The 12,308-nt window shown below is 39.6% G+C and carries 6 protein-coding genes, 4 tRNA genes and 3 rRNA genes; 2 read left to right on the top strand and 11 right to left on the bottom strand.

From position 1 onward, the window contains the following. Window positions 1-4: 4 nt before the first annotated feature. From tpx to B0M43_RS10215, 3 genes are all read right to left on the bottom strand, one after another. Entirely contained in the window at window positions 5-502 is a 498-nt protein-coding gene (tpx, locus tag B0M43_RS10225) for a thiol peroxidase (protein ID WP_078008437.1), read from the bottom strand. Window positions 503-726: 224 nt separating this feature from the next. After that, window positions 727-1,746 (bottom strand): proline iminopeptidase-family hydrolase, encoded by a 1,020-nt coding sequence (locus B0M43_RS10220; RefSeq protein WP_078008438.1) that lies wholly within the window; start codon window positions 1,744-1,746, stop codon window positions 727-729. Between the two features lie 32 nt (window positions 1,747-1,778). After that, window positions 1,779-2,315: a GNAT family N-acetyltransferase gene (locus B0M43_RS10215; protein WP_078008439.1), complete on the bottom strand. Its 537-nt coding sequence runs from the start codon at window positions 2,313-2,315 to the stop codon at window positions 1,779-1,781. A 137-nt stretch (window positions 2,316-2,452) separates the two neighbouring features. Here B0M43_RS10215 and B0M43_RS10210 point away from each other — a divergent pair, with 137 nt between their 5' ends. Further along, window positions 2,453-2,890 carry a PepSY-like domain-containing protein gene (locus tag B0M43_RS10210; protein ID WP_078008440.1) on the top strand — a complete coding sequence of 146 codons (438 nt, stop codon included), beginning with the start codon at window positions 2,453-2,455 and terminating at the stop codon, window positions 2,888-2,890. Window positions 2,891-2,975: 85 nt separating this feature from the next. On the opposite strand, the gene B0M43_RS10205 is transcribed toward B0M43_RS10210, so the two are convergent. From B0M43_RS10205 to B0M43_RS10170, 8 genes are all read right to left on the bottom strand, one after another. Beyond that, window positions 2,976-3,061, bottom strand: a tRNA-Leu gene (locus B0M43_RS10205). A 7-nt stretch (window positions 3,062-3,068) separates the two neighbouring features. Beyond that, window positions 3,069-3,141 (bottom strand) — tRNA-Phe (locus B0M43_RS10200). Between the two features lie 72 nt (window positions 3,142-3,213). Further along, window positions 3,214-3,323, bottom strand: a 5S ribosomal RNA gene (rrf, locus tag B0M43_RS10195). A 129-nt stretch (window positions 3,324-3,452) separates the two neighbouring features. After that, a 23S ribosomal RNA gene (locus tag B0M43_RS10190) occupies window positions 3,453-6,336 on the bottom strand. Window positions 6,337-6,484: 148 nt separating this feature from the next. Continuing rightward, window positions 6,485-6,558: transfer RNA gene (locus B0M43_RS10185), tRNA-Ala, on the bottom strand. 145 nt (window positions 6,559-6,703) lie between these two features. Then, window positions 6,704-6,777: transfer RNA gene (locus B0M43_RS10180), tRNA-Ile, on the bottom strand. Window positions 6,778-6,900: 123 nt separating this feature from the next. Next, a 16S ribosomal RNA gene (locus B0M43_RS10175) occupies window positions 6,901-8,414 on the bottom strand. Together the 16S, 23S and 5S rRNA genes with 4 tRNA genes alongside form the textbook arrangement of a ribosomal RNA operon. Before the next feature lie 1,050 nt (window positions 8,415-9,464). Beyond that, complete coding sequence (locus B0M43_RS10170; RefSeq protein WP_078008466.1) at window positions 9,465-10,472, bottom strand: LLM class flavin-dependent oxidoreductase; 1,008 nt, start codon at window positions 10,470-10,472, stop codon at window positions 9,465-9,467. Window positions 10,473-10,673: 201 nt separating this feature from the next. Between B0M43_RS10170 and B0M43_RS10165 the strand changes: the two genes are divergently transcribed. Next, complete coding sequence (locus B0M43_RS10165) at window positions 10,674-12,017, top strand: sigma-54 dependent transcriptional regulator (RefSeq protein WP_078008467.1); 1,344 nt, start codon at window positions 10,674-10,676, stop codon at window positions 12,015-12,017. The last annotated feature ends 291 nt before the right edge of the window (window positions 12,018-12,308 follow it).

Genomic DNA, 12,308 nt, shown 5'->3' with positions numbered 1-12,308 from the left:
GGTATTATAGTGCTGCTAAAGCTGCTTCGTAATTTGGCTCATTTGCGATTTCAGCAACTTGTTCCGTATGGGTAATTTTTCCGTTTTCATCAACAACAATTATAGCTCTTGAATGTAAACCCGCTAAAGGTCCGTCAACGATTTCTAAACCATTTGTTTTACCAAAAGTTCCAGCTTGAAAATCAGATAAGTTTACTACATTCTCCAATCCTTCAGCACCACAAAAACGTTTTTGGGCAAATGGCAAATCTCTTGAGATACATAAAACAGTTGTGTTTTCTAAACCGCTCGCGCTTTCGTTGAATTTTCTAACAGATGTCGCACAAGTTCCGGTATCAACACTTGGAAAAATGTTTAAAACTAATTTTTTTCCCGCGAAGTTACTTAATGAAGCAACAGACAAATCATTTTGTACCAATTTGAAATCAGCTAGTTGTGAACCTACCGTTGGTAATTCGCCTGAAGTATGTACTGGATTTCCTCCTAATGTTATTGAAGCCATGATGTTTGTTTAAATTAATGAGGCTCAAAAGTAAGGATTAATATTTGAAACTAAAAGTATTTGTTATGCGTTTAAGTATAGATTAAGAGTAGAATTTGACACAAGGAACTATGTGCCGGTTTGTTCCCCTAAGGCATATGATTAAAGTTAATTAATACCCATTATAACGAAATATATACTACTTTTAATCTGAGCCTATAGCTATATTGTCTTATTATGAAAGATTATATTTTTTCTAAATCAACATCGTTTATAAATTCAATTACTCCATTCATAAAAACTTTTTGATCGTCCCACATAGCAAGGTGGCTTCCATTTGGACAATATAAATAACGCCCTTTTTTTACTAATTTACTTTGTTCTTCCATTGCTTTTGGATCCATAGTATCGTATTTCGCACCGATCATTAAGGTAGGAATTGTAATTTCGGGTAAACGCTTTTTAATGTCCCATTTTGCTAATCGACCGCTAATGCCAAATTCACTCGGACCTTGCATCATAGTATAAATCTCATTATTAACATGTTTACTGGCGCGGTTTAATCCGTCTGGCCAATCTTTTAAACGACATAAATGTTGTTGATAATAATTGGGAATAAGTAATTCCATATAACGCGGATTATTAAAGTCCTTTTTAGCTTCAAGTGATCTAATTTCTGCTAATACATTAGGCTTCATTTGTTTGGATAGTACTTTATCAGCGTATTTTCCATAATCCGGTGCACTGGCCATCATGTTAGCAACCAATAACCCTTTCATATTTTGCTGGTATTTCAACGCATATTCCATCGCAAGAATTCCGCCCCAAGAATTCCCTAAAATATAAAAGTTATTTTTATCAGCTCCGATTGCTTTGCGTACTTGTTCAACTTCGTCAACAAAGCGTTCCGTTGTCCATAAACTGCTGTCTTTTGGCTGATCACTATAATAGGAACCCAATTGATCATATTCATAAAATTCAAATCCTTCTCGCTGAAAGAAAGTCTCAAAACATTCCATGTATTCATGTGTCATTGCCGGACCACCATGTAATAACAGTACTTTAATTTTAGGATTGCTACCAAAACGTTTTGTCCAAACTTTAAATTCTCCTACAGCAGTTTTTATTGGAATCATTTTTATTCCTGCCGATTCTACACCACTACTTTCTTGATAATTGAAATAATTGGAAAGTGATGTCGATTTGGTTTCATTTTTACAGGAAATAATTACAAAAGTGATAATCAGAATTACTAGATAACGCATGTGTTTTTATTTAGAGTTATTTATAACGTTTTTTATTTCATTATTAAATTATTATCTTTTTTAATAGGAAAGAAATAAGCATACACATCAAAATCAGCATTATTAAAATAAAAGCTGCTTACTTTTTTCATTCGCATTTTTTCATGTGCCCTCAAGGACGTGAGGTTATCACTTTTAATAAATAAAATTCCTTCGCGATTAGGTTCTAATTTTAAGAGTTCCTGAAACATAAGTTGCGCCAATCCGTTTCCGCGTTGATTTTGACTCACACAAATAGGCCCATAAATATAGGAATTTGGAGAACCCAAATAAGACGCTAACATAGCATCCACAATGGGAAATTCACGTTTATTGTGTACAGATTTTGATGTTGTCAATAAAAAACCGACAATTTCATTGTCAAACTTAGCTATAATTTGTGGCATATCAGTCATCATTTCCTTGATTTGATATGCTGTTAATTCTCCTGATAATGTTCCGCCTCGAAAAGTCTGATTGGCCGTTTGCAGTTTTATTATCCCATCTAAATCATAAATAGTAGCCACTTTTATTACAATAGAATTTCCCATAACGTTTTTAATTATAATAAGTTACAATATAAGAAATCCTGTTTTTAAAATAATAAAGGTTTCTTAAATTGATTTGAATGTATTAATGCTTGTTGTAAATTAGTGAAAGAAAATTAATAATTTTAAATATTAAAATCATGAAAAAGATAATCATAATTGCCGTAATGTTCCTTGGTTTTACAATATCGGCTAATGCGCAGAAGAAAATTGAAGTTACTGAATTGCCAAAACCGGCACAGGATTTTTTAAAAAAACACTTTAGCAATCGAGAAATAGACGTTGTAAAAAAAGATGCTGAACACGGTGAAAAAGGATATGAAGTGAAGTTAAAAGACGGAACGGAAATAGAGTTCTGGAAAGACGGTTCTTATCGTGAAGTAGACGGAGGTAAAAAACCTATTCCAACTACATTTATTCCCGCATCAGTAAAAGATTATGTATCAAAAAATCATCCAAATGAAAAAATTACCCATATCGATTATGGACACAAGGATCTTGACGTGGATTTAACAAACAATATAGATTTGGAATTTACCAAAGAGGGTAAAATTTTAAAAGATAAAAAGGACAAATAAAAGATTTCCAAATAAATCGTAGAAAAAATTTTACCTTACTTCTAAAAAAAAAGCTTCAATTAGATTAACTAATTGAAGCTTATAGTACTCAGAGCGGGACTTGAACCCGCACGAACATTGCTGTTCACTGGATTTTAAGTCCAGCGTGTCTACCAATTTCACCATCCGAGCATTTTTGTGGTACCTCCAGGGATCGAACCAGGGACACATGGATTTTCAGTCCATTGCTCTACCATCTGAGCTAAGGTACCATATTACTTATAATTAAATAAGCAAAATTTAGAATAAAAAACCCTGGTTCGTTAGAAACAGGGTTTTTCAAAGAAAGGCGACGACATACTCTCCCACATAACTGCAGTACCATCTGCGCAGGCGGGCTTAACTACTCTGTTCGGGATGGGAAGAGGTGAGCCCCGCCGCAATAACCACCTTAAGGCCGTTTTGCAATGGGTGATTAGCCTTAGCTAGTCAACATTACACAATATCTTAACATACTGAGATAAAGAAAAGTATTTTAGTTTTAGAAAGTTTCTCCCCCCGACCGGAGTCGAGGGAAAAGGGTGTACATAAGCTTACGGATTATTAGTACTACTCGACTATGACATTACTGCCTTTACATCTATAGCCTATCAACGTGGTCATCTTCCACGATCCTTAAAAGAAATCTCATCTTGTGGTGGGTTTCGCGCTTATATGCTTTCAGCGCTTATCCCTTCCAAACGTAGCTACTCTGCGGTGCCCCTGGCGGGACAACAGATACACTAGAGGTTTGTCCAATTCGGTCCTCTCGTACTAGAATCAGATCCACTCAAATTTCTAACGCCCACAGTAGATAGAGACCGAACTGTCTCACGACGTTCTGAACCCAGCTCGCGTGCCACTTTAATGGGCGAACAGCCCAACCCTTGGGACCTTCTCCAGCCCCAGGATGTGACGAGCCGACATCGAGGTGCCAAACCCCCCCGTCGATATGAGCTCTTGGGGGAGATCAGCCTGTTATCCCCGGCGTACCTTTTATCCTTTGAGCGATGGCCCTTCCATGCGGAACCACCGGATCACTATGCTCTACTTTCGTACCTGATCGACCTGTATGTCTCTCAGTCAAGCTCCCTTATGCCATTGCACTCTACGCACGGTTACCAAGCGTACTGAGGGAACCTTTAGAAGCCTCCGTTACTCTTTTGGAGGCGACCACCCCAGTCAAACTACCCACCAAGCAATGTCCCCCGCAAAACGGGGTTAGGCCTCAGATAAACAAAGGGTTGTATTTCAACAATGACTCCACAACGCCTGGCGACGCCGCTTCATAGTCTCCAACCTATCCTACACATCATTTATCCAAGGTCAATACTAAGCTATAGTAAAGGTGCACAGGGTCTTTTCGTCCCACTGCGGGTAAACGGCATCTTCACCGTTACTACAATTTCACCGAGCTCATGGCTGAGACAGTGTCCAGATCGTTACACCATTCGTGCAGGTCGGAACTTACCCGACAAGGAATTTCGCTACCTTAGGACCGTTATAGTTACGGCCGCCGTTTACTGGGGCTTCAATTCAATGCTTCTCCGAAGATAACATCTCCTCTTAACCTTCCAGCACCGGGCAGGTGTCAGGCCCTATACTTCATCTTACGATTTTGCAGAGCCCTGTGTTTTTGATAAACAGTCGCCTGGACCTCTTCACTGCGGCCCCCATTGCTGGGGGCGACCTTTCTCCCGAAGTTACAGGTCTATTTTGCCTAATTCCTTAGCCATGAATCTCTCGAGCACCTTAGGATTCTCTCCTCAACTACCTGTGTCGGTTTACGGTACTGGTACTAATTACCTGAAGTTTAGAGGTTTTTCTTGGAAGCCCTTAGGCGCACTATCTCTTTGTCCGAAGACTCCGAGTACTATCGTATTTCCCCAAGCCGCGTGGATTTGCCTGCGCAGCTTATAGGTAGGTACTTCAACGAACTATTCCGTCAGTTCGCGGCGCTTTCATCACTCCGTCACCCCATCACAGTAATTAGTAGTACGGGAATATTAACCCGTTAGCCATCGACTGTCCCTTTCGGGTTCGCCTTAGGACCAGACTAACCCACAGCTGATTAGCATAGCTGTGGAAACCTTAGTTTTTCGGTGTGCGGGTTTCTCGCCCGCATTATCGTTACTTATGCCTACATTTTCTTTTCCAGCCAGTCCAGCATACCTTACGATACACCTTCAACCCTGCTGGAATGCTCCCCTACCACTTAGAGTAAACTCTAAATCCATAGCTTCGGTAATACACTTATGCCCGATTATTATCCATGCTCGTCCGCTCGACTAGTGAGCTGTTACGCACTCTTTAAATGAATGGCTGCTTCCAAGCCAACATCCTAGCTGTCTGGGCAGACAAACCTCGTTCTTTCAACTTAGTGTATATTTGGGGACCTTAGCTGATGGTCTGGGTTCTTTCCCTCTCGGACTTGGACCTTAGCACCCAAGCCCTCACTGTTAGTGAACATTATATAGCATTCGGAGTTTGTCAGGAATTGGTAGGCGGTGAAGCCCCCGCATCCAATCAGTAGCTCTACCTCTATATAACTTTATAACTAACGCTGCACCTAAATGCATTTCGGGGAGTACGAGCTATTTCCGAGTTTGATTGGCCTTTCACCCCTACCCACAGGTCATCCGAAGACTTTTCAACGTCAACCGGTTCGGACCTCCACTGTGTGTTACCACAGCTTCATCCTGCCCATGGGTAGATCACACGGTTTCGCGTCTAACACTACTGACTAAAGCGCCCTATTCAGACTCGCTTTCGCTACGGATCCGTGGCTTAACCACTTAACCTTGCCAGCAACGTTAACTCGTAGGCTCATTATGCAAAAGGCACGCCGTCACCCCACGAAAGGGCTCCGACCGCTTGTAAGCGTATGGTTTCAGGATCTATTTCACTCCGTTATTCACGGTTCTTTTCACCTTTCCCTCACGGTACTGGTTCACTATCGGTCTCTCAGGAGTATTTAGCCTTAGCGGATGGTCCCGCCAAATTCAGACAGGGTTTCACGTGCCCCGCCCTACTCAGGATACCACTATCTATTACACTCGTTACCCATACGGGGCTATCACCCTCTTTGGCGTCACTTTCCAGTAACTTCCGGTTCCTTGTGCATAAAATCTCGTGGTCCTACAACCCCAATCTTGCCGTAACAACATTGGTTTGGGCTAATCCGCGTTCGCTCGCCACTACTTACGGAATCACTTTTGTTTTCTTCTCCTCCGCCTACTTAGATGTTTCAGTTCAGCGGGTTTGCCCACCTATCGGTGTACTATGTCTTCAACATAGTGGGTTGCCCCATTCAGGTATCTGCGGATCAATCGGTGTGTGCCCGTCCCCGCAGCTTTTCGCAGCTTATCACGCCTTTCATCGCCTCTGAGAGCCAAGGCATCCCCCATACGCCCTTATTTTGCTTATTGTACCAATCATAAAATCAATTATGACCGTTTTTTTTTGTCTTTTATTATTTGTATTGCTACTTATAACAAAAAACGCTTTCTACTTTTTATTATTTTCTTATCTCAATATGTCAATGAACTTTTATTTACTATCTTTATAGTAAACCAGTGGAGAATAACGGAGTCGAACCGTTGACCTCCTGCGTGCAAGGCAGGCGCTCTAGCCAGCTGAGCTAATCCCCCAATCTAATTATGAATTGTGAATTATGAATTATGAATTATTATTCATAACGCCTCAACTCTAGAATTTCCTTTTCAAGTTTACAGTCTCTTTATTTTGTCTTTTTATAATTTACAATTCATAATTTATAATTAACAATTTAAAAAGTAGTCCCGGGCAGACTCGAACTGCCGACCCCTACATTATCAGTGTAGTACTCTAACCAGCTGAGCTACGAGACTCTGTTTTACTTAAAATTTATTATTTGAACTAACAGCAAGAGTAATTGAACTTTAAAATTCAGATCCTTTAGATAAACATCTTTTTTCCCCATCGTGTATTACTACTAACAATTGGGGCTCTAGAAAGGAGGTGTTCCAGCCGCACCTTCCGGTACGGCTACCTTGTTACGACTTAGCCCTAGTTACCAGTTTTACCCTAGGCAGCTCCTTGCGGTCACCGACTTCAGGCACCCCCAGCTTCCATGGCTTGACGGGCGGTGTGTACAAGGCCCGGGAACGTATTCACCGGATCATGGCTGATATCCGATTACTAGCGATTCCAGCTTCACGGAGTCGAGTTGCAGACTCCGATCCGAACTGTGACCGGTTTTATAGATTCGCTCCTGGTCGCCCAGTGGCTGCTCTCTGTACCGGCCATTGTAGCACGTGTGTAGCCCAAGGCGTAAGGGCCGTGATGATTTGACGTCATCCCCACCTTCCTCACAGTTTGCACTGGCAGTCTTGTTAGAGTTCCCGACTTGACTCGCTGGCAACTAACAACAGGGGTTGCGCTCGTTATAGGACTTAACCTGACACCTCACGGCACGAGCTGACGACAACCATGCAGCACCTTGTAAATTGTCTTGCGAAAGATCTGTTTCCAAACCGGTCAATCTACATTTAAGCCTTGGTAAGGTTCCTCGCGTATCATCGAATTAAACCACATGCTCCACCGCTTGTGCGGGCCCCCGTCAATTCCTTTGAGTTTCATTCTTGCGAACGTACTCCCCAGGTGGGATACTTATCACTTTCGCTTAGCCACTGAAATTGCTTCCAACAGCTAGTATCCATCGTTTACGGCGTGGACTACCAGGGTATCTAATCCTGTTCGCTACCCACGCTTTCGTCCATCAGCGTCAATCAATTAGTAGTAACCTGCCTTCGCAATTGGTATTCCATGTAATCTCTAAGCATTTCACCGCTACACTACATATTCTAGTTACTTCCTAATAATTCAAGTCTAACAGTATCAATGGCCGTTCCACCGTTGAGCGATGGGCTTTCACCACTGACTTATTAAACCGCCTACGGACCCTTTAAACCCAATGATTCCGGATAACGCTTGGATCCTCCGTATTACCGCGGCTGCTGGCACGGAGTTAGCCGATCCTTATTCTTACGATACCGTCAAGCTCCTTCACGAAGGAGTGTTTCTTCTCGTATAAAAGCAGTTTACAATCCATAGGACCGTCATCCTGCACGCGGCATGGCTGGATCAGGCTTGCGCCCATTGTCCAATATTCCTCACTGCTGCCTCCCGTAGGAGTCTGGTCCGTGTCTCAGTACCAGTGTGGGGGATCTCCCTCTCAGGACCCCTACCCATCGTAGCCTTGGTAAGCCGTTACCTTACCAACTAGCTAATGGGACGCATGCTCATCTTTTACCGTTGTGACTTTAATATAATCCTGATGCCAGGGCTATATACTATGAGGTATTAATCCAAATTTCTCTGGGCTATCCCTCTGTAAAAGGTAGATTGCATACGCGTTACGCACCCGTGCGCCGGTCTCTAGTTCCGAAGAACTATACCCCTCGACTTGCATGTGTTAAGCCTGCCGCTAGCGTTCATCCTGAGCCAGGATCAAACTCTTCATCGTATATTGTTTGTCTTAATTACTTAAGACTAATTATTATTCGACGTTTTCTCTATCGGTTTTTCAAATCTCTCGATTCCATTACTCTTATTCTTTTGTTCTAACATCTCTGTTAAAACGGCTGTCAATTCAATATGTCTACGAACGTGTTTCTTTTTCATTATCGCTTGTTTCTCAAAGCGGGTGCAAAAGTAGAAAACTTATTTCAAACCGGCAAATGTTTTTTGAAGTTTTTTTTAAGAAAATTTACTTTCCTTTTTCCTTCCTAAACCTTACCAATCTCTCAATGAACTTTCCGTGTTTTGCGGGGTGCAAATGTAACTTCTGTTTTTAAATCTCACAAGCTTTTCTTAATCTTTTTTTGAAAATAAATTTTCATCTTGATTCGTAATGCTTGTCAGTATTTTAAAGAACGTCTGTCGCTGTTGCGGGTGCAAAAGTAGACCCTTTATTTACATTTACAAGCCTTTTTATTATATATTTTCAATGTTTTTTATAAGTAACTGGTTGGATGGTTTTTACAAGGCGAAGTTTTTTTGATCTTTGGCTGCTTTTGTTGGCTTTTGCCTGTTTTGGGTGGTTTTAATGAGTTTTGCCACGAAGGCGCGAAGGCGCGAAGGTTTCTTTTTTTGTTGGCTTTGTTTTGAAAAAGTCGCAAAGTTGGGGGTTTTACTGTTTTTTTTTAATCGCGCAATCCCGATAGTTATCGGGAGCTAAGTCGCAAAGTTTATTCTTTTGGGGCTGTTTCTCTCTACTTATTAATAATGTTTCTTTTGAAAACTACTGCCCTAGCCCCGATGGGAGGGAAAATCCTTTTACTTTTTTCTTTAAAAAGCAAAAGATTGGAAGGACAGCGGGAAATAGCTCCTGATTAAATTAAAATTCCAAATCTTGAAAAATTCCAAATTCCAAGCTTTGGTTGCTTCGACTCGCTCAGCAGGACAAATTTGCTTCTCTTTATATATAGGTGCAAAAAAAATAAACCCGACAGCTTTAAAAACTGTCGGGTTGTGTGAATGAAATCTTACCTTATATATAGGAGGAAAAAGTGTCCTATATAGTGTTTATACTATCTATTACTTCTTTTGTAATATGGATGCTTTTGAGCTTGGCTTGATGATCGAAAATTGGACCCGTTGCCATTAGCTCGTCTACGCGTGCATAGTCGATGAACTTTTTAAGATCTATTATAAGTTGTTCTTTATTTCCAGTGAATGTACATGCTGTCATTTGATCGACATGAAAACGTTCTTCTTCGCTCATGATATCATCTAAAGAAGGCACTGGCGGCTGAAGTCCTTTGCGATCGCCGCGAATTAGATTCAAAAACATTTGATATAGACTTGTTGATAGAAATTCAGCTTCTTCATTTGTGTCTGCGGCGATTATATTAACACAGGCCATAGTTTTGGGCTTGTCTAAAGTTGCTGAAGCCTGAAAATTTTCTCTGTAAAACTCAAACGCCTGTATCATTTGGCGTGGTGCAAAATGTCCTGCAAAGGCATAAGGTAAGCCATATGCAGCGGCTAGAGCAGCACTTTCCATACTTGATCCTAAAATCCAGATGGGAACATTAGTGCCTTCAGCGGGAAATGCACGAACTTTTGCTGTAGCATTTTCAACTGAAAAGTAATCCTGAAGCTTGCTTACATTTGCCGGAAAACGCTGCGCCTGCTCAAAAAAGTCTTTTCTAATGGCTTCGGCAGTTGGCTGATCTGTTCCAGGGGCTCTCCCTAATCCTAAATCGATTCGGTTAGGATAAAGCGTTTCTAATGTTCCGAATTGTTCTGCTACTATTAAAGGAGAATGATTTGGCAACATAATTCCGCCAGAACCTACACGAATATTTTTAGTGTTACCTGCAATAAAACCAATTAAAACTACTGTGGCGGTACTTGCTACATGTGCCATATTGTGATGTTCGGCCAGCCAAAAACGTTTATAATCTAATTGATCTGCTAGTTGCGCTATTTCTTTTGTTTTTTGAAATGTTTCTTTTGCGTTGCTATCTTGTGTAATGATAGCTAATTCTAATATTGAGATTGAAATTGGGTCTTTCATATATAATGTAGCTTTTATGCAAAATTAATTCATTTGTTATAAATCTTAATTTTTTTCATGTTAATAGAATTATAAATTTATCAGTGTTAAATATTTTAATACTGTTATATTTAAATTAAATATATCGATCAAAAAAGTTGAATGATTTAAACCCTAAATTTGTATTCAAAAAAAAACTTTCGATTTTAGCCTTTCCCTCAAATGACACACAAAATTTTAATTATAGACGACGAAGAAAAACTTAGAAGTCTACTGGCACGCATTATAAAATCGGAAGGATTTGAAGTTTTTGAAGCCAAGGATTTAAAATCAGGTTTTAAAAAATTAGAACAAACTGAAATTGATGTTGTATTATGTGATGTAAAATTGCCTGACGGAAATGGCGTTGATTTTCTTCAGAACATAAAAGGAAGTTTTCCTTTAGTAGAAGTTATTTTGTTAACCGCTTTTGGGAATATTCCAGATGGCGTTCAGGCCATGAAAAATGGTGCTTTCGATTATATCGTAAAAGGCGATGATAATGATAAAATTATTCCGCTTCTTTATAAAGCTGTAGAAAAAGTACAGTTACAGAAAAAAGTACAACAACTCGAAAAACGAATTGGCGATAAATATTCTTTTAATACCATTATTGGAAAATCTAAAGGAATCGAACAAGTTATTGATTTAGCACAAAAAGTTGCCAAAACCGATTCGACTGTTTTATTAACTGGAGAAACCGGGACCGGAAAAGAGGTTTTTGCACAAGCGATTCACGAAAACAGTAATCGTGTTGGAAAATCTTTTGTAGCACTAAACTGCAGTACTTTCAGTAAAGAAATTCTTGAAAGTGAACTTTTTGGACATAAACAAGGTGCTTTTACTGGTGCATTAAAAGATAAAAAAGGTTTTATTGAAGAAGCAAACGGTGGAACCTTATTTCTAGATGAAATTGGCGAAATGCCAATCGACCTTCAGGCCAAATTGTTACGTGTTTTAGAAACCAGCGAATATATTCCGGTTGGTGATACCACTCCAAAAAAATCAAATTTCAGATTAATTGCGGCAACCAATCGTGATTTAAAAACAGAAAGTGATGAACACCGTTTTCGTTCAGACTTATATTTTAGATTGAATATTTTCGAAATTAAATTACCGTCTTTGCGAGAAAGAATCAAAGATGTTTCGGTATTGGCCCATTATTTCGTGAAGCAATTTTCTGAAAAAACAAACAAAAAAACTTTAAATATTGCCGATGATTTTCTTCAGAAATTAGAAAATTATTCCTGGCCGGGAAATATTCGGGAACTTAAAAACATTATTGAAAGATCTGTTATTTTGAGTAATGGCGATACTTTAACCTCAGATGTCTTGCCTTATGAAATGCAACATCAGCCTGAGAAAGCAACAAAATCGATGTCGGCTTTTTCGATGCAGAGTATTGAAAAATTGCATATACAAAAGGTTTTGAATTATACTAAAGGGAATAAGGCAGAAACTGCACGTTTGCTTGAGATTGGAATTGCAACTTTATATAGGAAATTGGAAGAATACGGAATTCAATAATAAATTTAAATTCCAATCAGGAAAAATTCCAAATTCCAATTTAAAGCTCCAGCGGAGCAAAATCTTTATAGCAAATATAATTGGATTTGATTGAAGCTCCAGCGGAGCGACATTCTAACGTTTGTTTCAATCTAAAACATGCCGCCCCGATGGGGCTTTATTATCGAACGTTGTAATTTTCTATAAACATGACGTCCCGCTGGGACTTAAATTTTAAAATTAAATATCATATCATTTCAATAAAAGCTTATCATTATGATAGGCTTTTTTTATGCATCTTTTTTGGCACAA

The organism is Flavobacterium sp. KBS0721 (genome assembly GCF_002007065.3).
In the GTDB taxonomy this organism is placed as follows: Bacteria; Bacteroidota; Bacteroidia; order Flavobacteriales; family Flavobacteriaceae; genus Flavobacterium; species Flavobacterium piscis.
Note: the sequence above shows the minus strand (reverse complement) of the source record. Positions and strands in the feature narration are given on the sequence as shown.

Excerpts from the sequence above, each read along its gene's own strand:
- B0M43_RS10170 (WP_078008466.1), bottom strand. The coding sequence starts at position 10,472 with ATGAAAGACCCAATTTCAATCTCAATATTAGAATTAGCTATCATTACA.
- B0M43_RS10165 (WP_078008467.1), top strand. The coding sequence starts at position 10,674 with ATGACACACAAAATTTTAATTATAGACGACGAAGAAAAACTTAGAAGT.
- B0M43_RS10215 (WP_078008439.1), bottom strand. The coding sequence starts at position 2,315 with ATGGGAAATTCTATTGTAATAAAAGTGGCTACTATTTATGATTTAGAT.
- tpx (WP_078008437.1), bottom strand. The coding sequence starts at position 502 with ATGGCTTCAATAACATTAGGAGGAAATCCAGTACATACTTCAGGCGAA.
- B0M43_RS10220 (WP_078008438.1), bottom strand. The coding sequence starts at position 1,746 with ATGCGTTATCTAGTAATTCTGATTATCACTTTTGTAATTATTTCCTGT.
- B0M43_RS10210 (WP_078008440.1), top strand. The coding sequence starts at position 2,453 with ATGAAAAAGATAATCATAATTGCCGTAATGTTCCTTGGTTTTACAATA.